The following is a 25,863-nucleotide window of genomic DNA, read 5'->3' on the forward strand; positions in this document are numbered from 1 at the left end:
CCTCGACGGTGCCGCCACCGGTCGTCCGGCGGCGGGAGCCTGCGTCGTCGCGCCCGCCCGGGTGTTCCGGCTCGTACGCCCCGCGGGGCGCGCTCACGGTTGCGGGTCAGCGCCGGAATCGCACCGGCTTCCCCCGATCGGACGCGTATGAATTTTACGGACAGCTTATCCGCCGACTTGTCGGGCGCCTGCAGCCGCCCACCGCGCACGGCCGCCGAAACGGCTGCCGCCCCGGACGACCGAGAGACAGCGCGTCGTCGTGCCGTCCTCCTCCTCGATATCACGGCGGTGCGCGAAGCCGAGCCGGGTGAGCAGGGTCAGCGACGCCTCGTTGGCCGCCATGACCGTGGCGTGCACCTCGTCCAGCCCGAGCGCGCCGAGGCCGTGGCCGACGACCGCCTCGGTCAGCTCGGTCCCCAGACCGCGCCCCCACGCCTCCGGCGCCAGCGCGTAGACGATCTCGTGGCCGCCGACGGTCTCGGTCGGCTTGATCTCGGCGTGGCCGACGTACCGGCCGTCCTCGCGGACGGCCCATACGTCGAACAGCCGCCGGGCGTAGACCTTGGTGAAGATCCGCCCGAACAGCGCCCGGTCCTCGGCCGCCGTGGCGAGCCTGCCGTCCCCCAGCCAGCGGCACACCCGCCGGTCCTGGAACAGCGCCACGAAGGCGTCCTCGTCCTCGGGCCGGTACGGCTCGAGCAGCAGGCGCGCGGTGCGCAGCGTCGGGGTCATGCGCCGCGACGCTACGCGGCCGGGCACCACCCGGCAATCGGACAGCGCGCCTGACGGCCCCATCCGCTATCCGCGGCGCCACCACTGGGCCAGCGACTTCCACCAGCGGCGCCGGGCCTCGTGCTCGGCGCCGGATTCGGGCCGCGGTTCCGGCTCCGTGGTGGCGGACGCGGTGTCCGCCACGGTCTCGTCGGGACCGTCGCCCGGGGCGTCCGCCCCCGAGACCGTGGGCGTCCTGCCCACGGCCCCCGAGATGGCCGCGGTCGCCGCCGCCGCCATCTCGGCCAGCGCCTCGTCGGACTTGGCGGCCGTCCGCGGGAAGCGCACCGGCAGCGCGGCCAGGGCCCGGTGGAAGGGGCCGGGTCGCCACTCCAACTCCTCGGCGGGGACGGCCAGTTCGAGATCGGGCAGGCGGTCGAGCAGCTTCTCGACGGCGACGGAGGCGATGAGCTGGGCCGGGTCCTTCGCGGGGCAGGTGTGCGGGCCCGCGCTCCACGCCAGATGCGCCCGGTTGCCACGCCGGTTCGACAGCAGGTACGGGTCGTTGTTGGCGGCCGCGAGGCTGATGACGACGGGGTCGCCCTTGGCCAGCCGGTGTCCGTCGACCGTGGCGTCGTGGCGCGGGTAGTGGACGCAGAAGTTGGCCAGCGGCGGGTCCTTCCACAGGACCTCGTTGAGCGCGTCCCCGATCAGCATGGTGCCGCCCGCGAGATCGCCCCGGAACCGTTCGTCCGACAGCAGGAGCAACAGCCCGTTGCAGATCAGGTTCTGCTGGGGCTGGGTGCCCGCGCCGACGAGGACGACGATCTGGTGGATCAGCTCCTCGTCGGTGAGCTCGGCGGGGTGGGCGATCAGCCAGGACGTCATGTCCGGGCCCGGATCCTCCCGCTTGAGGGCGATGAGCTGGAAGAGGGTCTCCGCGAGCAGCGCGTTGGCCTGCTCGGAGTCCTCGGTGACGTCGAAGAGCGCCGAGAGCGCCCGCACCAGCTTGTCGCTCAGCTCGGGCGGGCAGCCGAAGAGCTGGTTGAAGACGAGCAGGGGGAGCCGGGCGGAGTACTCCTTGAGCAGATCGGCCTCGCCCCTGGGGCCGAAGAGGTCGATCAGGAAGTCGGCGCTCCGCTCCACGTAGCGGCGCAGCGCGTGGATGTCCAGGCGGTCGAGGGTGTCGGAGATCGCCGAGCGCAGCCGGTGGTGCTCCTCGCCGTCACTGCACAGCGCGTTCGGCCGGTACATCATCATCGGCACCACGGGGTTGTCCATGGGGATGGTGCCGTCGGCGAGCGCCTGCCAGTGGCGCGCGTCCTTGGAGAACGTCTCGGGGGCGCGCAGGATGTCCAGGGCGGTCTGATAGCTGGTGACGAGCGAGACGGGGACGCCGGGCGCCAGTTCGACGGGCGCGATCCGCCCGTGTTCCCGCAGGCGGGCGTAGGTGGCGGCCGGGTCGGCGGCGAACTCGGGGCCGTGCAGCGACTCGAGCCCCGGCCCGGCCGGGGCCTGGCCGGAGTGCGCGGGGCAGCCCGGGGGTGGCGTCGGATCGGCAGTCGGACCGGGGGTCGGCGCGGAATCGCGGATGGGGCTCGTCACGCATGCTCCTGCTGGTACGGCTGTTACGGGGTGTGTGCGGGCGTGTGCGCCAGGCGCCGGGTAAGGCTAGCTTCCGGTCCGTCGGACCGGCACCCCATACGTCAATCAAATCGCTTGGTACGTCACAGGATCGCTGCCCGGCACCGCTTCCGCCCTGCCCAGCTTCACCAGGCGGCGCAGATGCGCCTCCGCCTCCGAGACCGCGATATTGCGGGAGCCGAAGGGGATCTGCTCCCACGGGCGGTTCCACTCCATCGCCTCGGCCAGCCGCCACGGGGTGAGCGGGGTGGTGAGCAGCGCCAGCAGCCCGGCCAGCCGCTCCTCGTGGTGGTCCAGCAGCGCCCGCACCCGCGCCGGGGCGTCGGTGAAGGCGTACTGATGGGCGGGGAGCACCTCGGCGGGGGCGAGGGCGGCGACGCGTTCGAGGGAGTCGAGGTAGTCGCCGAGCGGGTCGGTGACGGTCAGGTCGTCGGGGTCCTCGTAGAGCCCGATATGCGGGGTGATCTCGGGCAGCAGATGGTCGCCGGAGAACAGGCGGCCATGGCCGGTCAGACCCTCCCCGGCCGCCGGATGGGCCTCTTCGAGGTGGAGACAGACATGGCCGGGGGTGTGGCCGGGGGTCCAGATGGCGCGCAGCCGGCGGCCCGCCAGATCGAGGAGTTCACCGGGGACGATCTCGCGGTCGGGGAGGGCGGCCCGCTGCCCCGGGAGACGTGTGCGGCCGGACGCGCGGGTGGCGCGCAGCGGCGCCAGATGTTCCTCGGGCGCCCCGGCCGCGGCGAGCTTCTCCTCCAGATAGTCCAGCCAGCGGGAGGGCTCGGCCTCCCTGGTGCGCCGGACGACCTGGGTGTCGGCGGCGTGCATGGCGATCCACGCCCCGGACGCATCCCGCACCTGGCCGGACAGCCCGTGGTGGTCGGGGTGGTGATGGGTGACGAGGACGCCGTGGACATCGGAGACGGAGACGCCGCAGGCGGCGAGCCCGGCGGTGAGGGTGTCCCAGGCCGTGGGGTCGTCCCAGCCGGTGTCGATCAGGACCGGGCCGCGGTCGGTGTCGAGGAGGTGGACCAGGGTGTGCCCGAGCGGGTTGTCGGGGATCGGCACCGGAATGCTCCACACTCCGCCGCCATGGTCGGTCACGCGCGTCACCTGCGCCATCGGCTCCCCCTCTCCTCGACACAAGCATTGCCCACTATAGCTAGAACTGGTATCAGTTCTGATGCCGCGTCAGATATTCGGTGCGGCAGGCGGCCCACGGCCCCCGGGCGGGCCGACCGTACCCACCCGTACCCCCTCAGTCGGATGTATCCCTCAGTCATCGGCCGGAAGGCATCAGCGATGGACGACCTCATCGAGCACGGGCAGCTCTTCATCGGCGGCGCGCTGGCCGATCCGGCGGGCGGGGACACCATCGAGGTCGTCTCGCCGCACACCGAGCAGGTCATCGGCCGGGTGCCGCATGCCGCCCGCGCCGATGTGGACCGGGCGGTCGCGGCGGCGCGGACGGCGTTCGACGAGGGCCCCTGGGCCCGGACCGGCCTGGACGAGCGGATCGCGGTGGTCACCCGGATCAAGGACGCCATCGCCGTACGCCATGAGGAGATCGCCCGGGTCATCAGCGCGCAGAACGGCTCCCCGTACTCCTGGAGCGTGCTCGCCCAGGCGCTCGGCGCGATGATGGTGTGGGACTCGGCCATCACCGTGGCCCGCGACTTCGTCTACGAGGAGCGGCGGGCCGGGGCGCTCGGCCCGCTGCTGGTGCGGCGGGAGCCGGTCGGGGTGGTCGCGGCCGTGGTGCCGTGGAACGTACCGCAGTTCGTGGCGGCCGCGAAGCTGGCGCCCGCGCTGCTCGCGGGGTGCTCGGTGATCCTCAAACCGTCGCCCGAGACGCCGCTGGACTCCTACATCCTGGCGGAGATCGCGACCGAGGCGGGGCTGCCCGAGGGGGTGCTGTCGATCCTCCCGGCCGACCGTGAGGTCAGCGAGTACCTGGTCGGCCACCCGGGCGTGGACAAGGTGTCGTTCACCGGCTCGGTCGCGGCCGGCAAGCGGGTGATGGAGGTGGCCTCGCGCCGGCTGACCCGGGTCACGCTGGAGCTGGGCGGCAAGTCGGCCGCGGTGATCCTGCCGGACGCGGACCTGGCGGCGGCCGTCGCCGGGATCGTGCCCAACGCCTGGATGAACAACGGACAGGCGTGTGTGGCCCAGACCCGGATCCTCGCGCCGCGCGCCCTCTACGACGAGATCGCCGAGCGATTCGCGGCCGCCGCCTCCGCCCTGGTCGTCGGCGACCCGCTGGACCCGGCCACTCAGGTCGGGCCGCTGGTGGCGCGGCGGCAGCAGCGGCGGTCGCTGGACTACATCGCGCTGGGGCAGCGGGAGGGCGCCAAGGTGCTGACCGGCGGCGGCCGTCCGGAGGCCCAGCAGACCGGCTGGTACGTGGAGCCCACGCTCTTCGGAGACGTCGGCAACGATATGCGGATCGCCCGTGAGGAGATCTTCGGCCCGGTGATCTGTCTGCTGCCGTACGGGGACGAGGAGGAGGCGGCCCGGATCGCCAATGACTCCGACTACGGGCTGTCCGGCTCCGTCTGGACGGCGGACGTCGGGCACGGCATCGACTTCGCGCGGCGCGTCCGCACCGGCACCTACTCGGTCAACACCTTCAGCCTCGACATGCTCGGGCCGTTCGGCGGCTACAAGAACTCCGGTCTGGGCAGGGAGTTCGGCCCGGAGGGGTTCTCCGCGTACCTGGAGCACAAGATGATCCACCTGCCCCAGGGCTGGGACGGGGAGCCGAGTTGACGGGCGACCGCTGGCGGATCGAGGTGGACCGCGGCGTCTGCATCGGCTCGGGCATGTGCGTGAGCACCGCCCCCGGCGGCTTCCGGCTCGACGGGGCGCGGCAGTCGCATCCGGTCGAGACGGAGGCCGATGCTTCCGAGGCGGTGCTCGCGGCGGCCGAGGGCTGTCCGGTCGAGGCGATCGCCATCCGGCTGTCGGAAACCGGTGAGCAGGTCTTTCCTCCCGACGATTAGCTCTCCTGGCCGCCGCCCCCGGCCCGTCGCCCGCCTCCCGTCGCCCGCGGCCCGCCGCCGGGTCAGCGGCCCTCGTACCGCGATCTCAGACCCAGCCCTCGCACTGCGATATCCGTATGGCGTCCACGCGGTTGCGCGCCCCGGTCTTCCGGGTGATCGCGGCCAGGTAGTTGCGGATCGTCCCGGTGGACAGATGCAGCGTGCGGGCGATCTCCGGTATGGAGGCGCCGTCGGCGGCCAGCGACAGCACGCCCAACTCGCGTTCGGTCAGCGGGATCTTGGCGGCCTGGAGGAAGCCGTAGCCGAGCGCGTCGTCCACGTACCGCTCCTTCTTCGCCACCCGCCGTATGGCCTCGATCAGCCGTTGCGGCGGGGCGTCCTTGTCGACGTAGCCGAGCGCGCGGGCCTCGTGCGCTCGGCGCAGTGGGCCCGGCCGCTCAGAGTTGACCAGCACCAGGAGTCCACAGTCCCCGCCCTCCCCAGACGCGGATGCCACGAACTTCCCCCACTCGCCCTTCCGTGCCGCCTTGTCGGCCACCGGGCTGTCCGTGTCCACCACGCACACCTGCGGCTGTAGGGAACGGGCTCTGCTACGCGCGTCGCGCCAGGAGCACGCGGCAGCCTCGATGTCTGGTTCGGCCCCTATCACGGATGCCAGGGCCGATCGCAGCAATCCTGACTCGTGTACCAGAAGTAACCGGATCACGAACTTCTCCACCCCCCACGATGCGGTTTTCTCGTCGCGCGCCGTTGTCGCTCTGTCGCGCGCCGTTCATGAATACCGGGATTGGGCAGGGCGTGAACGCGGAATTTGAGCCAATGGGGGGCGTGAGGGCGCATAAACCACGTCCAGGAGCTTGAAGGGGCGCAGGAATTGGCGTGCGCGCCCCTGTTGTGCCGTCCCTCCGGCTATCGGGCCGGGGTGGCGGCGGTGAGGTCGATCAGACGGCAGACGGTCTCGATGTCGATCTTCACCTGGGCGATCGAGGCACGCCCCGAGAGCCAGGTGATCAGCGCCGAATGCCAGGTGTGCTCGATGACGCGGACCGCCGAGAGCTGCTCGGCGGTCGGGGCCTCGTCCAGGCCCATCGCGTCGAGGATGATCGCGGTGGTGAGCCGGGAGACCGTGTCCACCTCCGGGCTGACCGAGCGGTCGGCGAAGGTGAGGGCGCGCACCATCGCGTCGGCCAGATGGGGTTCGCGCTGGAGCGCACGGAAGGCGCGCATCAGCGTCTGCGCGACCCGGGCGGCCGGTTCCTCCTCGGTCGGCGGCCGCTTGCGCAGCGTCTCGTGCATGTGCTGGAGCTGATCCTGCATCGTGGCGACCAGCAGATGGACCTTGGAGGGGAAGTAGCGGTAGAGGGTGCCGAGCGCCACTCCGGAGTTCTCCGCGACCTCGCGCATCTGGACCGCGTCGAAGCCGCCCCGGCTGGCCAGCCGGGCGCTGGCGTGCAGGATGCGCCGGCGGCGTGCCTCCTGCCGCTCGGTCAGCTGCAGGGCGGCCGGCTTGACTTCTGCGGTCATTTGTCCCACTTCGAATGTGTTGCGTCTGCGGGTCGGCGACAAGCGGACATCGTGCATGATGGCAGGACCGTCCCGGGCCTGCGAGTCACTGGAACTCGTTCTAGGCTAGCGCGGGTCCTCCCCGATCCACCCGTGTCCGCGCAGTCGGGGCAGGTTGCTGCCGAGCGGCGCCCGCCCGCGCGTCGGCGAGGCCGCACCCGGTGCACACCCCGGTCGTCAACTTCTCCTGACATCCCGGCTACCGAGTGGTAGGGATCACCCGCCCCGGCCCTGGAGAGGTCACCCGGGGCAGGTATCTTCGTGACTTCTCAGGGGATGCGTTAGTGAAACTTGTTCTAGATAAACGGAAGCGGATACGCTCCCGCTGAACTGCACCAAGGAGGGGGCGCGAGTGACCGCAGAGGCCGCGCAGGAGGCCGGGGTCGACCCGGATCGAGCAGCACCCCCCACCGCCACCGAGGAACGGCCGCTGCGCATCGCGCTGCTCAGCTACAAGGGGAATCCATTCTGCGGGGGCCAGGGCGTCTACGTACGCCATCTCTCCCGCGAACTCGCCCGGCTCGGCCACACCGTCGAGGTCATCGGCGCCCAGCCGTATCCGGTGCTCGACGCCGAGGCGGGCGTCGCCCTCACCGAGCTGCCCAGCCTGGACCTCTACCGCCAGCCCGACCCGTTCCGCACCCCCCGGCGGGAGGAGTACCGGGACTGGATCGACGCCCTGGAGGTCTCCACCATGTGGACCGGCGGCTTCCCCGAGCCGCTCACCTTCAGCCTGCGCGCCCGCCGCCATCTCGCCGCGCGCCCCGGCCAGTTCGACGTCGTCCACGACAACCAGACCCTGGGGTACGGGCTGCTGGGTCTGGAGAAGCTCGGCTTCCCGCTGGTGACCACCATCCACCACCCGATCACCGTCGACCGCCGGCTGGAGCTGGACGCCGCCGACGGCTGGAAGCGCCGGCTCTCCGTGCGCCGCTGGTACGGCTTCACCCGGATGCAGAAGCGGGTGGCCCGGCGGCTGCCCTCGGTGCTCACCGTCTCCGGCTCCTCCCGCCGGGAGATCGGCGAGGACCTCGGGGTGCGGCCGGACCGGATCCACGTGGTGCACATCGGCGCGGACACCGGCCTGTTCTCGCCCGACCCCGCCGTCCCGGAGACCCCCGGCCGCATCGTCACCACCTCCAGCGCGGATGTGCCGCTCAAGGGCCTGGTGTATCTGATCGAGGCGCTCGCCAAGGTCCGCACCGAGAACCCCGAGGCGCATCTGGTCGTCGTCGGCAAGCGGCCGCAGGAGGGGCCGGTGGCGACCACCATGGCGCGCCACGGGCTCGAGGACGCCGTCGAGTTCGTCAAGGGCATCAGCGACGCCGAACTGGTGGACCTGGTGCGCGGCGCCCAGATCGCCTGTGTGCCCTCGCTGTACGAGGGGTTCTCGCTGCCCGCCGCCGAGGCCATGGCCACCGGCACCCCGCTGGTCGCCACGACCGGCGGTGCGATACCCGAGGTCGCCGGGGCCGACGGCGAGACCTGTCTGGCCGTACCGCCCGGCGACGCCGACGCGCTCGCCGCGGCCCTCACCCGGCTGCTGGGCGACGCCGACCTCAGACGGCGGCTGGGCGCGGCCGGCCGCGAACGGGTGCTGCGGCGCTTCACCTGGGAGCAGGCCGCCCGCGGCACCGTCGAGCAGTACCGCCAGGCCATCGGCGCCTCCGCGCGGGCCGCCGCCCGCCGTTGAGTCCCCGCCTCTCCCACCCCCAACGCCCCCGACCTCTCCCGCCTCACGAATCCGCCGGACGAAAGCAGACCCCCGTGCTGACCGTCGATTTCTCCCGCTTCCCGCTCGCCCCCGGCGATCGCGTCCTCGACCTCGGCTGTGGCGCCGGACGGCACGCCTTCGAGTGCTACCGGCGCGGCGCCCAGGTCGTGGCGCTCGACCGCAACGGCGAGGAGATACGCGAGGTGGCCAACTGGTTCGCCGCCATGAAGGAGGCCGGTGAGGCCCCGGCGGGCGCCACGGCCACCGCCATGGAGGGCGACGCCCTCGCCCTGCCCTTCCCCGACGACAGCTTCGACGTGGTCATCATCTCCGAGGTGATGGAGCACATACCCGACGACAAGGGTGTGCTCGCCGAGATGGTGCGGGTGCTCAAGGCCGGCGGCCGGATCGCCGTCACCGTGCCCCGCTACGGTCCGGAGAAGGTCTGCTGGGCGCTGTCGGACGCCTACCACGAGGTCGAGGGCGGCCACATCCGCATCTACCGCGCCGACGAGCTGCTGGAGAAGATGCGCGAGGCCGGACTGCGGCCGTACGGAACCCACCACGCCCACGCCCTGCACAGCCCCTACTGGTGGCTCAAGTGCGCCTTCGGGGTGGACAACGACAAGGCGCTGCCGGTGCGCGCGTACCACCAGCTGCTGGTGTGGGACATCATGAAGAAGCCGCTGGCCACGCGGGTCGCCGAGCGCGCCCTGAACCCCGTCATCGGCAAGAGCTTCGTGGCGTACGCGACCAAGCCCCACGCCCCGCGTGAGGAGCGGGCGTGACGGCGCTCGGACCGCGCCCCGGCCCCCGCACCGAACGGCTCGCGCTGCCCGGGGTGCTCAGCCCCGAGCAGGTGCTGCGCACGGTCGAGGGCATCGCCGCCGTCCAGCGCGCGGACGGCGCCATACCGTGGTTCCGCGGCCACCACCTCGACCCCTGGGACCACATCGAGTCCGCGATGGCGCTGGACGTGGCGGGCGAGCACGAGCGCGCCACGGCCGCCTACCGCTGGCTGGCCCGGCACCAGAACCCCGATGGCTCCTGGTACGCGGCCTACCCCGACACCCCGGACGGCGTCGCCGCCACCGACCCCGCCGACTGCGGCCGGGAGTCCAACTTCTGCGCCTACGTGGCGGTCGGCGCCTGGCACCACTACCTCTCCACGGGCGACGACGCCTTCCTCGACCAGATCTGGCCCACGGTCTTCGCCGCCGTCGAGTTCGTGCTCGGGCTGCAGCAGAGCGGCGGCCAGATCGGCTGGCGGCACCGCGCCGACGGCACCGTGGACCCCGACGCCCTGCTGACCGGCTCCTCCTCCGTCTACCAGGCGCTGCGCTGCGCGCTGGCCATCGCGGAGCACCGGGAGGAACCCCAGCCCGACTGGGAGCTGTCGGCCGGGCTGCTCGGCCATGCCATACGCCACCACCCCGAGCGGTTCCTGGACAAGCACCGCTACTCGATGGACTGGTACTACCCGGTGCTCGGCGGCGCGGTCACCGGCGCCGCCGCCAAGGAGCGCATCGAGGAGGGCTGGGACCGCTTCGTGGTCCCCGGGCTCGGGGTGCGCTGTATCTCGCCCAACCCCTGGGTCACCGGCGGCGAGAGCTGCGAACTGGCGCTCGCGCTCTGGGTGATGGGGGAGTCCGACCGCGCGGTGGACATCCTGCGGTGGATCCAGCCGACGCTGCGCGCCGAGGACGGCATGTACTGGACCGGCTACGTCTTCGAGGACGACGCGGTCTGGCCGGAGGAGCGCACGACCTGGACGGCCGGGTCGCTGCTGCTCGCCGTGGCGGCGCTGGGTGGCGACGAGGCGACCACGGCCGTCTTCGGCGGCGAGCGGCTGCCGCGTGGGTTGGACTCGAACTGCTGCGGCTAGGGTGAGTCCGACGTGACGCCTGCGGCGGGCTGTTCCCCTCCGTGCCCCGAAGGGGCGCGGGGCTGTGTCGATGTGCGGCTCCGCCGCGTGGGCACGACCGGCCACGACGGCGTCGCGGACGATCGGCGGCAGTGGCAGGGGCTCGGTCCCGGGGTCTGGGGCGGAGCCCCAGTTTCGGGGAGGGGCGGGTAGGGGAAAGACGCGCCGCAGGCGTCACGAACCGTCGGACGCCCGCTAGCCGCGGCGGAGCCGGCCGGCGATGGCGTGGCCGATGAAGAGGTACACCACGGCCGGGAGGCCGTAGTTGAGGACGGTCCGGAGCCAGTCCGTGTCCATCGTGAAGAGATCATGGGACCAGCTCGCGAGCCAGCTCGCCGCGTCGTGGACCACGGTTACGAGGTCGTTGGCGCGGTTCGCGTCGAGAAGGGCGAACAGGATCCAGAGGCCGAGGATGACGGCCATGACGTCCGCGACGACCGCCACGACGGTCGCCGCCTGGTTGCTTCCGTGGCGATAACTTCGTGACATGCCTCACGTGTTGCCCCGCGAAGCGAAGCCAAACTCGGCGCGGCCGCACACCCGTACGAGGCCGACGGTAAGCCCGTACGACACGGTCAGCCGGCCCGCGTACGACGCGCTTCAGCCCGCCAGCTCCGCCAGCACCCGCAGCGTCTCGAGGTCCGGCGCCAGCGCCAGCAGATCCGTGATCGGGCCCTTGCGCCACAACTCCAGCCGCTCCGCGATCCGTTCCCGCGGCCCGACCAGCGAGATCTCATCGGCGAAGGCGTCCGGCACCGCCTCGATCGCCTCCGCGCGCCGTCCCCCCAGGAACAGCTCCCGCACCCGGCGCGCCTCGGCCTCGTAGCCGAAGCGGGCCATCAGATCGGCGTGGAAGTTCCGGGCCGCGTGGCCCATTCCGCCGATGTAGAAGCCGAGCATCGCCTTGACCGGCTTCAGCCCCTCCGCCACATCGGCGCACACCCGCACCTGTGTCATCGGCGCCACCATGAAGCCGTCCCGGGCGTCGGACAGCGTCGCCTGGTACAGCTCCGTCCGCGACGGCGACCAGTACAGCGGCAGCCAGCCGTCGGCGATGCGCACGGTCTGCGCGATGTTCTTGGGCCCCTCAGCGCCGAGCAGCACCGGGAGGCCGGCGCGCAGCGGATGGACGATGGGCTTGAGGGGTTTGCCGAGGCCGGTGGCGTCCGGCCCGGCGTAGGGGTGCGGGTGGTAGCGCCCGTCCAGCCGCACCGGCGCCTCGCGGTTCAGCACCTGCCGGATGACCTCGACATACTCCCGGGTCGCCGTCAGCGGGCTCTTGGGGAACGGGCGTCCGTACCAGCCCTCGACCACCTGCGGCCCGGACAGCCCCAGCCCCAGCATCATCCGGCCGCCGGAGAGATGGTCCAGGGTGAGCGCCTGCATCGCGGTGGCGGTGGGGGTGCGGGCGGCCATCTGCGCCACCGCCGTGCCGAGCGCGATCCGGGTGGTGTGCGCGGCGAGCCAGGTGAGCGGGGTGAAGGCGTCCGAGCCCCAGGACTCGGCGGTCCACACCGAGTGGTAGCCCAGCCGCTCCGCCTCCTGGGCGAGTTCCAGATGGCGGGGGTCGGGGCCGCGGCCCCAGTAGCCGAGCGCCAGACCGAGCCGCATGGAAGCCCCCTCGTTCCGCCGGACAGAGTGGAGAACGGCGGCTGACGGCACGTCAGCCGCACACCGGCCGGACTGTACGGGCCGGGGCCGCACATGGCAACGGCCCCCCGCCCGAGCGTTACGGGCGAGGGGCCGTGGACGCGTCATACGACACGCGGGCACGGGTCAGTCGCGCATGCGCGGGTCAGCCGCGCTGGATCCCCGTGGTGTCCTGCAGCACACCGCGGCGGCCGTCCTGCGTCTGGGCGACCAGCGCCTGACCGCGCTGCTCCACCGCGAGGTACCAGGTGCCGGGGGCCAGTTCGGCGATGGTGCTGGACGAGCCGTCCTCCGCGTACAGCGGACGGGCCACCGGCACCGCGAACCAGAACGGGGCGAAGTCCCCGCCACCCGCGGCCGACGGGGCGGGGGCCGGAGCCTGCTGGCCGCCGAAGGGCTGGCCGGGCTGCGGCTGGCCGGGCTGCGGGGCGCCGTACGGCGCGGGGGCGCCGGGCTGGGCACCGCCCGGACCCGGGTAGCCGTACCCCGGCTGCGGGCCCTGGGCACCGTACGGGGACGGGGCCGGGCCGGAGGCGTTCATCAGCGGGGCCTTCAGGGCCGGAACGCGCTGGGTGAGCAGCGCGACGGCCGCCATCGCCAGGGTGGCGACCAGGCCGAGGATCTGCCCGACGCCCTTGTCGACTCCATCCGGGCCACCGATGATCGTCCACAGCGAGCTCCAGGCCGCGAAGACCGCGAGCGCCGAACCCCACTGGTCGAGCGAGAGCCCGAAGAGGTTGCGGGGCGCGGGCTGGAAACGCGCGGAGACGATGAGCGCCGCCGCGATCAGGCCGGCCAGGAAGATCGACGGCAGTACGGGGAAGAAGTCGGACTTCCATCCGTTCTCACCGGCGTCCTTGCAGAAGCTGCTACCGCCGCAGTCGACGGTGTAGAAGTCGAGGAAGGAGGCGATGAACAGCAACACCGCTGCTCCGATCACCACGCCGTCGCCTCGAGTGAGCGAGCGGATGTTCAACGTGAGGTCCTTTGTCGGTTTCGTCTGTACGAGCGCTGCCGCCAGGCGCGATAGCGCGAAGGCGTCGGGGGTGGGCCCCATCGTACGGGTGAATCCGCCTGCGGAGACCGGGGGTGTCCCATCGGTATCCCGGTCGTGACCTCCCGTTCGGTTGTGGAAGCCCTACTCGTTCAAGAAGTCCGTAATGCCCTGCGCGATGCCGCGCGCCGCGCGCTCGCGCCACGCCGTGTCGGTCAGTTCGGCGGCGTCCTGGGAGTCGCGCATATTGCCGCACTCGATGAACACCTTGGGAACGGTGGAGAGGTTGAGCCCGCCCAGGTCGCCCCGGACGTCCAGCCCGCTGCCGTCGCCGATGTACCGCGCGGGCGCGCTGCCGGTGGCCTTGGCGAACTCGCCGCGCAGCCGCTCGCCGAGTTGGCGGGAGGGCGCGGTGATGCCGGAGGTGTCCGCGCCGCCGCCGCGTACGGACTTGGGCAGGATCACATGGAAGCCGCGCTCCCCGGCGGCCGCGCCGTCCGCGTGCACGGAGACCACGGCGTCGGCGTGGGCCCTGTTGCCGATCTCCGCGCGCTCGTCGACGCACGGCCCGTACGTCCGGTCGCCGTCCTGGGTGAACCGCACGGTGGCGCCGCGCGCTTCGAGCAGGGTGCGGGCGCGGCGCGCCACATCGAGGGTGAAGGACGCCTCGGGGTAGCCGGAGTTGGTGGCCGTGCCCGTGGTGTCGCACTCCTTCTTCTCGGTGCCGATGTCCACGAGCCGGGCGATCCGCGAGGGGTGGTCGCGGTTGTGCGGATTGTGGCCGGGGTCGATCACCACGACCTTGCCCTTCAGGGACTCCCCGGCCGCTCCGGGCTTTCCGGCCTCCCCGGATGGCGCGGGTGGTGCGGACGCGCCGGACGACGGGGGCGGCGGGGAGGAGGTCGAGGAGGTCGTGGGCCCGCTCGCCCCGCCCGCGCCGTCGTCCTTCGAATCGCCCTGGGAACTCCACAGCAGCCAGCCGACGAAACAGGCCGGTATCAGCACCACCAGGGCGATGGCGAGGGTGCCGCCGCGGCGACCGGGCTCTGGGAAAAAGCTGCCGTTGGACACGCGGGCGATGGTAGCGGCCCGCCCGATGCGCCACGGGCGCCGGGCGGGTGGCGGCCCCGCCGGGCCTGGCCGCCCGGCCCCGGGCGGCGACGGGACAAGTCGGGCGTCCCGGCCATGTGCTCGCGGTCAGGCGGGCGGGGCGCCCGCCGTGCGGCGCAGGACGCGGAGTGAGCGGGTGGCGGAGATCTCGGTGAACGCGCCGGAGGCGAGCGCGCGGCGGTAGATCCGGTACGGCGCCTGGCCGCCGTCGGCCGGATCGGGGAAGACGTCGTGGATCACCAGCAGCCCGCCCGGCGCGATATGCGGCGCCCAGCCCTCGTAGTCGGCGCTCGCGTGCTCGTCGGTGTGGCCGCCGTCGATGAACACCAGACCGACCGGCTTCCCCCACACCGCCGCGACCCGAGGGGACCGCCCGACCACGGCGATGACATGGTCCTCGAGGCCCGCCCGGTGGAGGGTGCGGCGGAAGGTGGGCAGCGTGTCCATCCGCCCCACCTCCGGGTCGACCACCTCCGGGTCGTGGTACTCCCAGCCCGGCTGCTGCTCCTCGGAGCCCCGGTGGTGATCCACGGTCACGGCCACCGTCCCGGCCGCGCGGGCGGCGTCGGCCAGCAGGATCGTGGAGCGCCCGCAGTACGTGCCGACCTCCACCAGCGGCAGCCCCGGCGCCGCAGCCCGCACGGCCGCGGCGTACAGGGCGAGCCCCTCGTCCAGCGGCATGAAGCCCTTCGCCGCCTCGAAGGCGTCGAGCACGGTGCGGTCGGGGACCACGGAGGCGGCGGCAGCAGACTGAGTCACCCGCTCATCCTGCCGCACCGCCACCGGCCCGCCGTGCCCGGGGCCACGGCCCCTCGACGGGCGCCCACCGGGGCGGTACCAGGGCCTGCCCGGCCCTGATCCATCGGACCGGCCCTAGGGTCCTTCTGGCGGAGAGCGGAGATCCGTCAGAAGGACCCTAGGTCCGACGCCCTCCCCAAATGCGCGGAAACGCTGATGCGCAGGGCGGCTTCCGGATGCGAGCATCGCCGTCATGTCCACCCCAGCGCCCCTCCCCCCGGAAACCGCGGCCACCGTCCGGGGCCCGCGCGCCTCGCCCCCGGTCTGGGCGGTCCTGCTGGCCGCCTGCTCCGGGCAGTTCCTGGTGGTGCTCGACGTCTCGGTGGTGAACGTCGCGCTGCCGTCGATGCGTACGGACCTGGGGCTCGGCGGGACCGCGCTGCAGTGGGTGGTGAACGCCTACGCGCTCACCTTCGCCGGATTCCTGCTGCTCGGCGGGCGCGCGGCCGACCTCTTCGGGCGGAAACGGGTCTTCCTCGCCGGGCTCGGGCTGTTCACCGCGGCCAGCCTCGCCGGTGGCGTCGCCCAGGAGCCCTGGCAGCTGATCGCCTCCCGCGCGCTGCAGGGCATCGGCGCGGCCGTGCTCTCCCCGGCCACCCTCACCATCCTCACCACCACCTTCCCGACCGGCGCGGCCCGCACCCGGGCCATCGGCACCTGGACGGCGGTCGGCGCCGGCGGGGGCGCGGCGGGCGGGCTGGTCGGCGGTGTGCTCACCGAGTACCTGTCCTGGCGCTGGGTGCTGCTGGTCAATGTGCCGGTCGGGGCCGTGGTGCTGGCGGCAGCGGCGGTGTTTCTGACCGAGGGCCGCTCCGGAGTGGTACGGCGGCTCGACATACCGGGCGCGGTGCTGGTCACGGCGGGCGTCGCGGCGCTCGCGTACGGCATCGTGCAGACCGAACCGCACGGCTGGACCGCCGCCGCCTCGCTGCTGCCGCTGCTCGCGGGCGTCGCCCTGCTCGCGGTGTTCGTGGCCGTCGAGGCGCGTACGCGGGAGCCGCTGATGCCGCTGCGGCTGTTCCGCATCCGGGCGGTGTCGGCGGCGAACGCGGTGATGGTGGTGTGCGGCGGCGGCATGTTCGCCATGTGGTACCTCATGTCGCTCTATCTGCAGAACGTGTTGCACTTCAGCCCGGTGAAGGCCGGGCTCGCCTTCCTCCCGCACAGCCTGTCGATCGTCCTCGGCTCGAAGCTCGCGCCCCGGCTGATGGCCCGGGTGGACGGCAAGCTGCTGGCGATCGCGGGCGGTTCGCTGGCCGTCGTCGGCTACGCGTGGCAGAGCCGGATGGGTGCCGACGGCACCTATGTGGGGACGGTCCTGGGCCCCGCGATCATCATGTCGCTCGGGAGCGGGCTGATGATGACCCCGCTCGCCGCCTCCGCCACCTCGGGAGCCACCCCCTCCGAGGCGGGGCTGGTGTCGGGGCTGGTCAACACCTCGCGGCAGATCGGCGGCGCGCTCGGGCTGACCGTGCTGGCCACGGTCGCGGCCGAGCGGATCGCGGCGCACGGCGGGGCCGGCCCGGAGGCGCTCGCGGCCGGGTACGGCCGTGCCTTCGTCGTGGCCACCGGGATCATCGCGACGGCGGTGGTGCTGATGGCCTTGCTGCTGCCGCGTACGCCCGCGGTCACCCGCGGCTCCTAGCGGCCGACTTGCCCGGCCGTTCCGGCGGGTGGCGCGGACGGCCTCCATGCGGTTGCGAGTCGGGGTCTCGCCGATGGCCGAGGAGGGATAGTCGCGCACGGTGGCGGGGGAGAGGCGCGCCTAGGCCGCGATGTCCGCGACCGTCGCCCCGTCCGCCGCCGCCGAGAGCACCTCGCGCTTCGCCCGATGCGCTCGGCGGTGGCATACATCCGGCTGACCTTACGGATCCCCGTATGAGCTGGGCAGACGCGGATGTCGGGGGATGGCCATGACATGTGTCCCAGGGCCTTCGGCGCCCCGGCCGCCGCCACCTGACGGACCGTCAGTACGGGCTGTCCGCACCCTTCCCCCTTCGGGGCGATTGGGCTATACAGGGTGCCATCGGCTAGAACGCGTTCTACATGTCCACGCGGACGACGCGACCCTGCCGACCAGCGACGACCCCGGCGCGGCCGACGGTGCGGACGGGCGGGCCGGGGTCTTCGGACCGTGGCCCAGCGAGCGGACCAAGGAGTGGTGTCGCCCCATGCCCATCGATGTCGCGAAGGCCGTCTCGGCCGAACCCCGGAGCACGGCTCTCATCTGGGGGCAGAAGGACATCCAGCTCTATCACCTGGGCATCGGCGCCGGAATCCCCGCCACCGACCCCCAGGAGCTCCGCTACACCCTGGAGAGCAAGCTCCATGTGCTCCCCAGCTTCGCGACCGTCGCGGGCGGCGGGATGGCGGTCGCCGGGGGCATGGCCGCACCCGGTATCGACGTCGACCTCGCCGCCGTCCTGCACGGCGGCCAGACCGTCGAACTGCACCGGCCCATCCCGCTCGGCGGGGACGCCACCCAGACCTCGAAGGTCGCCGCCGTCTACGACAAGGGCAAGGCGGCGGTCATCGTGCTGCGCTCCGACGTGGCCGACGCGGACGGCCCGCTGTGGACCTGCGACACCCGGATCTTCGTCCGGGGCGAGGGCGGCTTCGGCGGTGAGCGCGGCCCCTCCGACCGCCTGGAGCCCCCGGCCCGTGAGCCGGACCGCACCGTGGAGCGGGCCATCCGCGAGGACCAGGCGCTGCTCTACCGGCTCTCCGGGGACTGGAACCCGCTCCACGCCGACCCCGAGTTCGCCAAGGTGGCGGGGTTCGAGAAGCCCATCCTGCACGGGCTGTGCTCGTACGGGATGGTGCTCAAGGCGGTCGTGGACACGGCGCTGGACGGGGAGGTGGCCCGGGTGCGCTCGTACACCACCCGCTTCGCCGGGGTGGCCTACCCGGGCGAGACCCTGCGCGTCCGGATGTGGCGGGACGAGGGGCGCGTCCAGGTGACGGCGACCGCCGTCGAGCGGGACGACGCACCGGTCCTCACCGACACCGTCGTCGAACACACCTGAGACCACCTGGGCACGCAGACCTGCGACCACGCGGGCCACGCACGCCCGAGACCACGCGGGCCACGCACGCCTGAGATCACGCACGCTCGACATCATGAGGAGCCGCTGTGCGCGCAGCCGTACTTCACGAGACGGGACAGGACAAGCTCGAGGTCCTCGACGACATCGAGGCGGTGGGCTTCGGCCCCGGCAAGGTCCGGCTGCGGCTGAGGGCCACCGGGCTGTGCCACTCCGACCTCTCCGCGATGGCCGGGGTGCTGCCGCAGCCCGCGCCGTTCGTCCCCGGCCACGAGGGCGCGGGCGAGATCCTCGACGTGGGCGACGGGGTGACCGGGCTGAGCGCCGGTGACCGGGTGCTGGTGTGCTGGCTGCCCGCGTGCGGCGGCTGTCCCTCCTGTCAGCGCGGTCAGACCGAGCTGTGCCTGACCGGGTTCATGAACGCCGGAACCCCCAACTTCCGCCGCCCCGGCGGCAGTCCGGAGGACGTCTTCGGGATGTCCGGGACCGGGACCTTCGCCGAGGAGATCGTGCTGGCCGCGCCCTGTGCCGTGCCGATCCCCGACGACGTCCCGTACGACATCGCGGCGCTCATCGGCTGCGGGGTGACCACCGGGCTCGGCGCCGTCTTCAACACCGCCCGGGTGGAGGCCGGTTCGTCGGTCGCGGTCATCGGCTGCGGCGGGGTGGGGATCAGCGTCATCCAGGGGGCGAGGGCGTCGGGCGCGGCGCGGATCGTCGCCGTCGACCCCGTGGAGTCGCGGTGCGAGGCCGCGCTGCGCTTCGGCGCCACCGAGGCGGTGGCCCCGGACTGCCTCGACGCCGCCAAGAACAGCGTCACGGCGGGCGAGGGCTTCGACTACGTCTTCGAGGTCGTGGGCCGCTCCGCCACCGCACGCCGGGCGTACGAGATCACCCGGCGCGGGGGCACGCTGTGCGTCGTCGGCGCCGGGGCGCTGGACGACTTCCTGCAGCTCAACATGTTCGAGCTGTTCTTCGACGAGAAGCGGATCCTGCCCTCGCTGTACGGCGGCGGCGATGTGCTCCGCTCCTACCGGCGCACCATCGACCTGTGGCGGGCGGGCCGGATCGACCTCGAAGGGCTGATCACCCACCGGGTGCGGCTCGGCGAGATCAACGACGCGATCGGCCAGATGCGGACCGGGGAGGCGCTGCGCACATGCATCGAGATGTGACCGGCCCGCTGATCGGGAAGACCGCGATCGTGACGGGCGCCGGGCGCGGCCTCGGCCGCGCCGAGGCCCTGGAGCTGGCGCGGCTGGGCGCCAGTGTCGTCGTCAACGACTACGGACAGGGCGGACGCGACGGCAGCGGCGAGGCGTCGGCGGGCCCCGCCGAGCAGGTCGCCGAGGAGATCCGCGCGGCCGGCGGCCGGGCCACGGCCCACGCGGGCGATGTGGCCGACTTCGCGCGGGCGGGCGAGCTGGTCCGGCTCGCGATCGACACCTACGGCGCGCTGGACATCCTGGTCAACAACGCGGGCATCCTGCGCGACCGGATGGTCTTCTCGATGGGCGAGGACGAGTGGGACTCGGTGATCCGGGTCCATCTCAAGGGCCACTTCAACACCATCCGCTTCGCCGCCGCGCACTGGCGCGAGCGGTCCAAGGCGGCGGACGGCGGCCCGGTGCACGGCCGGATCGTCAACACCTCCTCCGAGGCGTTCCTCGCCGGTTCGCCGGGCCAGCCGAACTACGCGGCGGCGAAGGGCGGCATCGTCGGGCTGACCACCTCCACGGCGGCGGCCCTCGCCAAGTACGGGGTGACGGCCAACGCCATCTGCCCGCGCGCCCGCACCCGGATGACCGAGGACGTCTTCGCCGACTTCGCGCTCCCGGAGGACGGCCGCCTCGACGCCCTCGCCCCGGAACACGTGGCCCCGCTGGTCGGCTATCTCGCCTCACCGGCCGCGGCGAAGGTGAACGGCCAGGTGTTCGTGGTGCACGGCGGCATGCTGGCGATCCTGGAGCGGCCCAAGGTCGCGGCGAAGGTGGACGCGAAGGGGGATGCCTTCGGCTTCGAGGAGCTGGACGCGGCGCTGACGCCGTACTTCGCGGAGCGGGGCGGGGAGGGCTTCGCGGCGGTGGAGGTGCTGGGGCTCAAGCGGGGGTGAGGCGCCGCCGGCCGGGGCCCGGCGCCCGGGGCACCCCGCGATCGCCGGACGGGCCGGACTTCCGGCGGAAATCCAGCCCGTCCCGCGATCGGGGACGACCCTCGAGGTGCCTACGGGCCTGATGAGGTTCTTGGGCTCCCTTCGGGGCTCAGGAACCGTTCTCGTTCGGGCGACGGTGACGGCCGTGGGCCGGTGCCTGGGTCTCCTCGGACGCGGCCTGCCCCCGGTGCTTGCCCTGAGCGCCATCGGCCTGTGCCGCGGCGGCGTCCCGCGGGCGCGCCTGGGTCGTGTCGATGTGGGTTTCGGACATGGTGGGTACGTCACCCCGTCAGATCGCTTTGTACTGTGCGAAAGGGGCTGACCACGATGTCGCACGACGTTCCATGCGCATCACCCGAGGCGTCCCGCGTGTGAACGCAGGGATGCGCAGCCCCTGCCCGAGTCTAACCAAGTGGGTGATCCCGGACCCAGCGGGGTGGCCGGGGCCCCGGTGGCCGGGCGAGCGGCGCCTGCTGCAGCGGTACGGGCCGCAGGGCGGGGGTCAGACCGGTCCCGGGAGCGGGCTCCGGCTCGGGCCCCATCTCCTGCTCGACCCCGGCCCACGACCCGGTCCCACCCCACGGCTCCACCCCGGACCCGCACTCGGGCTCCGGCACCCGCTCGTGCACGGGCAGCGGGGTCGGCTCGTGTACCGGCAGCGGCGTCGGCTGGTGTACGGACATCGGCGTCGGCTCGTGTACGGGCAGCGGCGTCGGCTGGTGTACGGCCATCGGGGTCGGCTCGTGTACGGGCAGCGGCGTCCGCTCCCGCAGCGGCATCGGCTCGGGTGCCCGGGACGGCGACGGCGTCGGCGCGGGCGCCGGTCCGGACGCTCGCACGGGGGCGGCCGTGCCGGGCCCGCCGACCCGGGTCCACGGTGTGATCCTGGTCGCGGCCCCGGCCCCGGCCCCGGCCGCGGGCGTCGCCGCCCGCGGCGCCTGAACGCCCCGCGCCTCGGCCGGGGCCGCCTCGGCCGGGGCCGAGCCGGACGCCCGCGCCACCGGCGCGCTCCGCCGGGCCCCGGTCGTGTCGTCCCGTCGCCACAGCGCCTCCGGCGTCAGGGCCGTGGCCGGGCCGGACACCTCCGCCACCTGGCCGGATGGCTCGGACACCGGCGCCACCGGCGCGCTCCGCCGCGCTCCGGTCGCCTCGTCCGACCCCCACGCCGCCGCTGCGTCACCCGACCCCCACGCCGCCGCCGCGTCACCCGGTCTCCACGACCCCGTCGTGTCGTCCCGCCGCCACGACCCCGTCGTGTCGTCGGGTCTCCAGCGAGCCTCCGCCGACCCGAACGACCCCACCCCCGGCGGCTCCGCCGCGCTCGCGGTGCTGTGCGCGGTGCTGTGCGCGGCGTTGCTCGTGGCGCCGCTCGCCCATGAGCCGCCCGAAAGCCTCGACGCCGACCCGGCGGCCCCTGCGGTCCCCGCCGCCCCCGCCGCCCCGGTCGGGCGCACCCTCGCCAGCCCGCAGGGCACCTGCGGGGTGGCGTACGGCAGTCGCAGTTCGCCGTCCCTCGTCCACAGGCCCGCGCCCGGGAGCCAGCCCTCCGGGGCCGGGAACTCGCGCAGGCGCCGCTCCGCCGGGCGCCATACGCCCACCCACGGCCGCCCGGCCCCGGCCGCGATCCCGGACCCGGAACCGCCTCGTCCGTCGATGCGGAAGGCCACCGCGCACACCTCGGGCGTCAGCACCTGCCCCGGCTGCACCGCGAACGGCGTGGCCTCCGACCACCCCGCGGGCCGCAGGCAGTCCGGGAACCGCACCGGCCGGGTGCTGCCCAGCACGCCCCAGCCCAGCCGCTCCTCGCCGGGCGCGTCGGACCGTACGAGCAGCAGACCGCTGTCGGGGTCGGCGAGCAGCAGCCGGTCGTCGCTGCGCTCGGTGATCTGGAGCAGCGGGCTGGTCTCGCCGCCGCGCCGCAGATCGACCACGACGGTCTTGGTCCGGCCGTCGAGTTCGCGGTCGAGGGCCAGCAGCCGGGCCGTACGGTCCAGCCAACTGCCGCCCGTACAGCGGCCGGGCACCTCGGCCAGGTGCTGGGGGGCGAGGACGCCGCCGCCGAACAGCAGCCAGACGGAGGTGGACCGCGGCCCGCGCCCCAGCGCGAACGCGCACAGGCCGCCGGGCGCGGGCGGCAGCAGCGAGACCTCGGCGCGGTCGATCCCGCCGAGCGGGCGCTCGCCGGTGCCGGGGCCGGTCGGGTAGAGCAGCGAGAAGGCGTGGTGGCCGGCCACCCGGCGGTGGATGAGCACCTGCCCGTCGGCCAGCGGCAGCAACTCGCTGTCCGGCTCCTCGGGCTGGGCGGCGGGCAGCGGCACGGCGTAGGGCTCCGGGCCGTCCAGCGTCCAGCGCTCGGGGTACCAGCAGCCCGCCTCCCCGCCGAGCGCGAGCCGCGCGCCGTACGAGCGGTCCGAGGCGATGGTGAAACCCCCTCGTGGCCGGTCGCCGACGCCCCCGGTGAGAGCGGTGTCGAAGGCACAGGCAGTCATCGGTCGGTCACCTCCGGCCACTGAACGTAGTTTTCGCACTCGCTGCCGAAGGCCGTAATGGGTGCGCTCCACCCGTAAGTGTGGCCCTTGCCCGATTCGCCTGAGAGGTCGGGGGTGAATGTGCTGTAAGCGACGCGAGGATGGTTTGTGATTAAAGTAAGGCATACCTAAGTGCGATCGGCGCGCTCGTGCGAACGGGCGCGCCCGGCTATCCCTGGAGCTCCGTCATGTCCCTGCGCGCCCGCGGCAGCGCCGCCCTCGCCCTCGCCCTGGCCGGGGCGCTCTCCCTCACCGCCTGTGGATCGTCGGAGGACGGCGCGGGCGACGGCAAGCGCAACGGCGGGGGCGGGAAGTCCGTCGCCCAGGGCGGCAAGGACTTCGGCAAGGCGGCCGAGGAGACCGCGAAGCTGGGCACGAAGGCGGGGCCCGGCGTGTTCCCCCGCACCATCACCCACGCGATGGGGAAGACGGAGCTCAAGAGCAAGCCGAAGCGGGTCGTGGTGCTCGACGTCGGCGAACTCGACAACGTGGTCTCGCTGGGGCTGAAGCCGGTCGGCTACGCCCCCTCCGAGGGCGACCAGGCGATACCCGACTACCTCAAGAAGGACGCCGGGAACCCGAAGAACGTCGGCACCATCAACAACCTCAACCTCGAGGCCATCAACGCCCTCCACCCCGATCTGATCCTCGGCAGCAAGCTGCGCGCCGAGTCGCTCTACGACGAGCTGAAGCAGATCGCCCCGACCGTCTTCACCATCCGCCCCGGCTTCACCTGGAAGGAGAACTACCGCCTCAACGCCGCGGCCCTGGACCGCACCGCCGAGGCCGAGCGCGCCCTCGACGCGTACGAGAAGAAGGCCGAGAAGCTCGGTGCGGACATCGGCGCCGACAAGCCGACGATCACCATGCTCCGCTTCATGCCGCAGGCCACCCGGCTCTACGCCAAGGCGTCCTTCATCGGCACCATCCTCCAGGACGTCGGTCTGCCGCGCCCGAAGAACCAGCGGATCGACGACCTCGCCGCGGAGATCGGCCCGGAGCGGATCAACGAGGCCGACGCCGACTGGATCTTCACGGGTGTCTACGGCGACCCCAAGGCCACCAAGCGCGACCAGGCGCAGTCCAATCCGCTGTGGAAGAAGCTGAAGGCGGTCAAGGCGGGCCGGGCCCGATCCGTCGACGAGGAGACCTGGTACCTGGGCCTCGGCGTCACCGCCGCCGACCGGGTCCTGGACGACCTGCGCGGCTACCTCGTCCGCTGATGAGCGTCTCCGCTGAACCTCTCCGCTGAACGTCTCCGCTGAACGTCTCCGCCCGGGAACTTGGAGTGCCGCCCGGGAGCGAACTCCCTCCCGGGCGGAGCCCTGGCGACGGTCGTCGCGCTGAGTGAAGGCCGGGGCAGGGCTCAGCCGTGATCCGGGAGGTAGCCTTGCCCCGTGCCCGCACTCAACGACGTCCTCGCCGCGCTCGACGCCCTCTGGCCGCCCGAGCGGGCGGAGCAGTGGGACGCCGTCGGCACGGTGTGCGGTGACCCCGACGCCGAGGTCACCCGCGTGCTGTTCGCCGTCGACCCGGTCCAGGAAGTGGCCGACGAGGCGGTGGACCTCGGCGCCGATCTGCTGATCACCCACCATCCGCTCTATCTGCGGGGAACCACCACGGTCGCCGCCTCCACCTTCAAGGGCCGGGTGGTGCACACGTTGATCAAGCACGACATCGCCCTGCATGTCGCGCACACCAACGCCGACACCGCCGACCCCGGCGTCTCCGACGCCCTCGCCGGCGCGCTCGACCTGCGGATCGTCGCCCCGCTGGTGCCCGACGCCACCGACCCCGAGGGCCGCCGCGGGCTGGGCCGGATCTGCGAGCTCGACCGCCCCGAGACGCTGCGGCAGTTCGCCCAGCGCGCCGCCGCCCGGCTGCCCGCCACCGCGCAGGGGATCCGCGCCGCGGGCGACCCGGACCGTCACGTCCGCCGGGTGGCCGTCAGCGGCGGCTCCGGCGACAGCCTCTTCGACGCGGTGCGCGCGGCCGGGGTCGACGCGTTCCTCACCGCCGATCTCCGTCACCACCCGTCCTCGGAGGCGCGGGAGCGCAGCGATCTCGCCCTGCTGGACGCCGCGCACTGGGCCACCGAATGGCCCTGGACCGAACAGGCCGCGGCCCAGCTGGACGAGATTTCCGACCGGCACGGCTGGGGTCTGCGGACGCATGTCTCCCGTATCGTGACCGACCCCTGGACGGCCCACGCCGCGGCCCCGGCCGTCCCTCGCCCGACGCCCTGACCTCGTTTCCCGTCCCCAACTCGACTCCCCTGGAGCCCCACGCTGAATGCCGCGCCCGCCGATCAGATCCGCCTCCTCGACGTCCAGGCGCTCGACGTCCGGCTGTCGCAGCTCGCGCACAAGCGCAAGACGCTGCCCGAGCACGCCGAGATCGAGACGCTGAACGCCGATCACACCCAGCTGCGCGATCTGCTCATCGCCGCGCAGACCGAGGAGAGCGACACCGCCCGCGAGCAGACCAAGGCGGAGCAGGACGTGGACCAGGTGCGCCAGCGCGCCGCCCGCGACCAGAAGCGCCTGGACTCCGGTGCCGTCACCTCGCCGAAGGACCTGGAGAACCTCCAGCACGAGATCGCCTCCCTCGCCAAGCGCCAGGGCGACCTGGAGGACGTCGTCCTGGAGGTCATGGAGCGCCGGGAGTCCGTCCAGGAGCGGGCCGCCGAGCTGACCGAGCGGGTGGAGTCCCTCCAGGCCAAGATCGGTGACGCCACCTCGCGCCGGGACGCGGCGGCCGAGGGGATCGACGCCGAGATCGCGACCGTCACCAAGGAGCGCGAGGTGATCGCCGGGACCATCCCCGCCGATCTGCTGAAGCTCTACGACAAGCTGCGCGGGCAGCAGGGCGGCGTCGGCGCGGCCCGGCTCTACCAGCGGAGCTGCGACGGCTGCCGCCAGGAGCTCGCCATCACCGAGCTCAACGAGGTGCGCTCGGCGGCCCCCGACACGGTGCTGCGGTGCGAGAACTGCCGCCGGATCCTGGTCCGTACGCCCGAGTCGGGGCTGTAG

General features: G+C 73.1%; 24 protein-coding genes, 1 pseudogene and 1 riboswitch. Of the genes and pseudogenes, 12 read left to right on the top strand and 13 right to left on the bottom strand.

The window, feature by feature from the left end; translation table 11 throughout:
* Positions 1–59: 59 nt before the first annotated feature.
* Positions 60–134, bottom strand: a riboswitch (cobalamin riboswitch).
* 31 nt (positions 135–165) lie between these two features.
* The 3 genes from NP777_RS35500 to NP777_RS35510 all read right to left on the bottom strand — a co-directional run bounded on the left by NP777_RS35500 (position 166) and on the right by NP777_RS35510 (position 3,474).
* Positions 166–732 carry a GNAT family N-acetyltransferase gene (locus NP777_RS35500; RefSeq protein WP_256654302.1) on the bottom strand — a complete coding sequence of 189 codons (567 nt, stop codon included), beginning with the start codon at positions 730–732 and terminating at the stop codon, positions 166–168.
* A 66-nt stretch (positions 733–798) separates the two neighbouring features.
* Complete coding sequence (locus NP777_RS35505) at positions 799–2,316, bottom strand: cytochrome P450 (RefSeq protein ID WP_256654303.1); 1,518 nt, start codon at positions 2,314–2,316, stop codon at positions 799–801.
* 105 nt (positions 2,317–2,421) lie between these two features.
* A complete protein-coding gene (locus NP777_RS35510) occupies positions 2,422–3,474 on the bottom strand; it encodes an MBL fold metallo-hydrolase (protein WP_256654304.1) in 1,053 nt (350 codons plus the stop codon).
* Positions 3,475–3,654: 180 nt separating this feature from the next.
* Here NP777_RS35510 and NP777_RS35515 point away from each other — a divergent pair, with 180 nt between their 5' ends.
* Together NP777_RS35515 and NP777_RS35520 are read left to right on the top strand one after the other, a co-directional pair.
* Positions 3,655–5,121: an aldehyde dehydrogenase gene (locus NP777_RS35515; RefSeq protein WP_256654305.1), complete on the top strand. Its 1,467-nt coding sequence runs from the start codon at positions 3,655–3,657 to the stop codon at positions 5,119–5,121.
* Positions 5,118–5,354: a ferredoxin gene (locus NP777_RS35520; protein WP_256654306.1), complete on the top strand. Its 237-nt coding sequence runs from the start codon at positions 5,118–5,120 to the stop codon at positions 5,352–5,354. Before NP777_RS35515 ends, NP777_RS35520 begins: the two co-directional genes overlap by 4 nt.
* 85 nt (positions 5,355–5,439) lie before the next feature.
* Here the strand turns inward: NP777_RS35520 and NP777_RS35525 are convergent, their stop codons facing one another.
* Together NP777_RS35525 and NP777_RS35530 are read right to left on the bottom strand one after the other, a co-directional pair.
* On the bottom strand, positions 5,440–6,060 hold the full coding sequence (locus NP777_RS35525) for a response regulator transcription factor (protein WP_256654307.1): 621 nt from the start codon (positions 6,058–6,060) through the stop codon (positions 5,440–5,442).
* 203 nt (positions 6,061–6,263) lie between these two features.
* Positions 6,264–6,878 carry a TetR family transcriptional regulator gene (locus NP777_RS35530; RefSeq protein ID WP_256654308.1) on the bottom strand — a complete coding sequence of 205 codons (615 nt, stop codon included), beginning with the start codon at positions 6,876–6,878 and terminating at the stop codon, positions 6,264–6,266.
* Positions 6,879–7,269: 391 nt separating this feature from the next.
* Here NP777_RS35530 and NP777_RS35535 point away from each other — a divergent pair, with 391 nt between their 5' ends.
* The 3 genes from NP777_RS35535 (at position 7,270) to NP777_RS35545 (ending at position 10,516) form a co-directional block, all read left to right on the top strand.
* Positions 7,270–8,610: a glycosyltransferase family 4 protein gene (locus NP777_RS35535; RefSeq protein ID WP_256654309.1), complete on the top strand. Its 1,341-nt coding sequence runs from the start codon at positions 7,270–7,272 to the stop codon at positions 8,608–8,610.
* A gap of 74 nt (positions 8,611–8,684) precedes the next feature.
* On the top strand, positions 8,685–9,419 hold the full coding sequence (locus NP777_RS35540) for a class I SAM-dependent methyltransferase (RefSeq protein WP_256654310.1): 735 nt from the start codon (positions 8,685–8,687) through the stop codon (positions 9,417–9,419).
* A complete protein-coding gene (locus tag NP777_RS35545; RefSeq protein ID WP_256654311.1) occupies positions 9,416–10,516 on the top strand; it encodes a prenyltransferase in 1,101 nt (366 codons plus the stop codon). The genes NP777_RS35540 and NP777_RS35545 overlap by 4 nt, the downstream gene beginning before the upstream one ends.
* A gap of 234 nt (positions 10,517–10,750) precedes the next feature.
* Here NP777_RS35545 and NP777_RS35550 read toward each other — a convergent pair whose 3' ends face one another.
* The 5 genes from NP777_RS35550 to NP777_RS35570 form a co-directional block, all read right to left on the bottom strand.
* The gene (locus NP777_RS35550) at positions 10,751–11,044 is read right to left on the bottom strand and encodes a hypothetical protein (RefSeq protein ID WP_043237004.1); all 294 of its coding nucleotides are present in this window, start codon (positions 11,042–11,044) and stop codon (positions 10,751–10,753) included.
* Positions 11,045–11,155: 111 nt separating this feature from the next.
* Positions 11,156–12,166: an LLM class F420-dependent oxidoreductase gene (locus NP777_RS35555; RefSeq protein WP_256654312.1), complete on the bottom strand. Its 1,011-nt coding sequence runs from the start codon at positions 12,164–12,166 to the stop codon at positions 11,156–11,158.
* A 184-nt stretch (positions 12,167–12,350) separates the two neighbouring features.
* Positions 12,351–13,181, bottom strand: coding sequence for a DUF5336 domain-containing protein (locus tag NP777_RS35560; protein ID WP_256654313.1), 831 nt, complete (start codon positions 13,179–13,181; stop codon positions 12,351–12,353).
* Between the two features lie 162 nt (positions 13,182–13,343).
* A complete protein-coding gene (locus NP777_RS35565; RefSeq protein WP_256654314.1) occupies positions 13,344–14,270 on the bottom strand; it encodes an N-acetylmuramoyl-L-alanine amidase in 927 nt (308 codons plus the stop codon).
* Positions 14,271–14,396: 126 nt separating this feature from the next.
* On the bottom strand, positions 14,397–14,990 hold the full coding sequence (locus tag NP777_RS35570; protein ID WP_256654347.1) for a class I SAM-dependent methyltransferase: 594 nt from the start codon (positions 14,988–14,990) through the stop codon (positions 14,397–14,399).
* A 310-nt stretch (positions 14,991–15,300) separates the two neighbouring features.
* On the opposite strand from NP777_RS35570, the gene NP777_RS35575 reads away from it, so the two are divergent.
* Positions 15,301–16,752, top strand: a complete 1,452-nt coding sequence (locus tag NP777_RS35575; protein WP_256654315.1) for an MFS transporter — start codon at positions 15,301–15,303, stop codon at positions 16,750–16,752.
* A gap of 15 nt (positions 16,753–16,767) precedes the next feature.
* Here NP777_RS35575 and NP777_RS48245 read toward each other — a convergent pair.
* Positions 16,768–16,932 (bottom strand): annotated as a pseudogene (locus tag NP777_RS48245) (LuxR C-terminal-related transcriptional regulator); the annotation flags it as partial.
* Between the two features lie 346 nt (positions 16,933–17,278).
* Between NP777_RS48245 and NP777_RS35580 the strand changes: the two are divergent.
* The 3 genes from NP777_RS35580 (at position 17,279) to NP777_RS35590 (ending at position 20,264) form a co-directional block, all read left to right on the top strand.
* Positions 17,279–18,133 (top strand): MaoC/PaaZ C-terminal domain-containing protein, encoded by an 855-nt coding sequence (locus tag NP777_RS35580; RefSeq protein WP_256654316.1) that lies wholly within the window; start codon positions 17,279–17,281, stop codon positions 18,131–18,133.
* Between the two features lie 107 nt (positions 18,134–18,240).
* Entirely contained in the window at positions 18,241–19,326 is a 1,086-nt protein-coding gene (locus tag NP777_RS35585) for a Zn-dependent alcohol dehydrogenase (RefSeq protein ID WP_256654317.1), read from the top strand.
* Positions 19,323–20,264, top strand: coding sequence for a 3-oxoacyl-ACP reductase (locus NP777_RS35590; RefSeq protein WP_256654348.1), 942 nt, complete (start codon positions 19,323–19,325; stop codon positions 20,262–20,264). Before NP777_RS35585 ends, NP777_RS35590 begins: the two co-directional genes overlap by 4 nt.
* Before the next feature lie 148 nt (positions 20,265–20,412).
* Here the strand turns inward: NP777_RS35590 and NP777_RS35595 are convergent, their stop codons facing one another.
* Positions 20,413–20,574, bottom strand: coding sequence for a hypothetical protein (locus tag NP777_RS35595; RefSeq protein ID WP_210947434.1), 162 nt, complete (start codon positions 20,572–20,574; stop codon positions 20,413–20,415).
* Positions 20,575–20,707: 133 nt separating this feature from the next.
* Positions 20,708–22,792 carry a hypothetical protein gene (locus NP777_RS48650; protein ID WP_391858640.1) on the bottom strand — a complete coding sequence of 695 codons (2,085 nt, stop codon included), beginning with the start codon at positions 22,790–22,792 and terminating at the stop codon, positions 20,708–20,710.
* A 227-nt stretch (positions 22,793–23,019) separates the two neighbouring features.
* Between NP777_RS48650 and NP777_RS35605 the strand changes: the two genes are divergently transcribed.
* The 3 genes from NP777_RS35605 to NP777_RS48250 all read left to right on the top strand — a co-directional run bounded on the left by NP777_RS35605 (position 23,020) and on the right by NP777_RS48250 (position 25,863).
* On the top strand, positions 23,020–24,054 hold the full coding sequence (locus NP777_RS35605) for an ABC transporter substrate-binding protein (protein WP_256654318.1): 1,035 nt from the start codon (positions 23,020–23,022) through the stop codon (positions 24,052–24,054).
* Positions 24,055–24,228: 174 nt separating this feature from the next.
* Positions 24,229–25,077 (top strand): Nif3-like dinuclear metal center hexameric protein, encoded by an 849-nt coding sequence (locus NP777_RS35610; RefSeq protein WP_256654319.1) that lies wholly within the window; start codon positions 24,229–24,231, stop codon positions 25,075–25,077.
* A gap of 42 nt (positions 25,078–25,119) precedes the next feature.
* The gene (locus NP777_RS48250) at positions 25,120–25,863 is read left to right on the top strand and encodes a zinc ribbon domain-containing protein (RefSeq protein WP_308405315.1); all 744 of its coding nucleotides are present in this window, start codon (positions 25,120–25,122) and stop codon (positions 25,861–25,863) included.

The organism is Streptomyces rugosispiralis (genome assembly GCF_024505145.1).
Taxonomy (GTDB): Bacteria; Actinomycetota; Actinomycetes; order Streptomycetales; family Streptomycetaceae; genus Streptomyces; species Streptomyces rugosispiralis.